At 59.4% G+C, this 1408-nt stretch carries 1 protein-coding gene and 3 pseudogenes; 3 read left to right on the top strand and 1 reads right to left on the bottom strand.

Going from position 1 to position 1408, the window contains the following annotated elements:
• A partial coding sequence (locus tag BLIN9172_RS18375; RefSeq protein ID WP_219618609.1) for a hypothetical protein occupies positions 1-531 on the top strand: 531 nt, incomplete at its 5' end.
• Positions 532-610: 79 nt separating this feature from the next.
• Here the strand turns inward: BLIN9172_RS18375 and BLIN9172_RS17745 are convergent.
• Positions 611-1038 (bottom strand): annotated as a pseudogene (locus tag BLIN9172_RS17745) (IS3-like element ISAar46 family transposase); the annotation flags it as partial.
• Between BLIN9172_RS17745 and BLIN9172_RS17750 the strand changes: the two are divergent.
• Both BLIN9172_RS17750 and BLIN9172_RS17755 read left to right on the top strand, forming a co-directional pair.
• Positions 1018-1188 (top strand): annotated as a pseudogene (locus tag BLIN9172_RS17750) (D-glutamate cyclase family protein); the annotation flags it as partial. The pseudogenes BLIN9172_RS17745 and BLIN9172_RS17750 overlap by 21 nt on opposite strands.
• Before the next feature lie 14 nt (positions 1189-1202).
• A pseudogene (locus BLIN9172_RS17755) lies at positions 1203-1408 on the top strand (PLP-dependent cysteine synthase family protein); the annotation flags it as partial.

Below are 1408 nucleotides of genomic sequence, written 5' to 3' on the forward strand. Positions count from 1 at the left end.
ATAGTTGTATCCTGTCACGTAGAAGGTCATGATGAAATGAAGAAGTCGGTCCCCGCGCTCCTTGTTGCCGGTGTGCTTACTCTTGTCGGTTGTGGCGGGGAAGATCCTCAAGCGAGTACGGATGCAACAGGGTCCGCTAAGCCATGTTTTCCTAACTCTGAACTTGCTCAGCTTGCCTTTGAATGGCGGTTGGCAGTAGCTGGTGACCGGGACAATCCGGACATGAGTGAAAAGGCTCAATACGCGGAGGAATACGCCCAAAGGGTCAAGGATATGTCGTGGGGAATCTCTGAGGGGTCCGATTGCATCGGCCACAGGGAGTCGCTGGTACTCACAAAAGAAGCTCTCATCCTTGCCAAGGCACTAGACGGAGGTGGAGCTGCAGGTAAGGAGTACGAGAACACAGCGGAGGCCGGAGAAGGCTTCATGGAGGCGATGAGGTTGGGGGAACAAGGATACTCTGAAGATCAGATTGCATTCCCGACAGATCCGGAAGAGGCGCGCAACCTTATTCCCGGTCAAGGTAGCTAGAAAACGGGGAAGAAACGTTGGCTCAGCTGCAGGCCGGAATTTTTCAAGTCAAGCGGTACCAGGGTGAGTGAGGCAGTGGTTAGGCTGCCTCTGTTTCGGTGCCCTCCTTTGGTTGGTTGATCCATGCCGGTCCGGGTAGGGCCAGGATCTTGGGATCGGTGGCCTTGCTGAACCTTTGGGGGTGTTTGGCCCGCGCGGCAGCCAAGGTCTGTGAGCGTTTCACGGCGACGCTATCGGCGAAGCCATAGTGGACGTTGGCTGGAGTATGGAACCCGATGCCAGAATGCTGATGAGCGTGATCGCGTCGCTCAGGGACGCGAAGCGATCGGGGAAGGTTGGCCCGTACTTCATGGTTTTGAAGAGACTTTCGCTGTACGGGTTGTCGTTGCTCACCCGGGGCCTGGAATGGGATCGGGTGACCTCCAGATCCGAGAGCAGTCCGGCAACGGTCTTCGACGTCATCGAGGTCCCGCGGTCGGCGTGGACGATTTCGGGGATGCCGTGGACATTTCCCCGGGAACCGTACCGGTGTTCTGGGCCTGTGGCGTGACCCCGCAGTCCGTGGTGATGAGTTCAAAGCCCGAACTCGCTATCACCCACGCACCGGGCTACATGCTGGTCACCGACGCCCGCGATCTCCTGTACCAGGTGCCGTGACGGAAGATTGCTCCATGACCTCCACCGGCACCACCCACGACATCAACCGCTACGACGCCGCCGCCCGACGCTGGGCCGCCGAGGCCATCCGGAAGGTCCAGGCCGACCAGCAACGCTCGGCGGACACCCACCTGCTGAAGATGCCGCTGCCGGACGACTGGGGCGTGGACCTCTACCTCAAGGACGAGACCACACACCCGACCGGTTCGCTGAAGCACCG

Source organism: Brevibacterium linens ATCC 9172 (assembly GCF_900169165.1).
GTDB classification, from domain to species: Bacteria; Actinomycetota; Actinomycetes; order Actinomycetales; family Brevibacteriaceae; genus Brevibacterium; species Brevibacterium linens.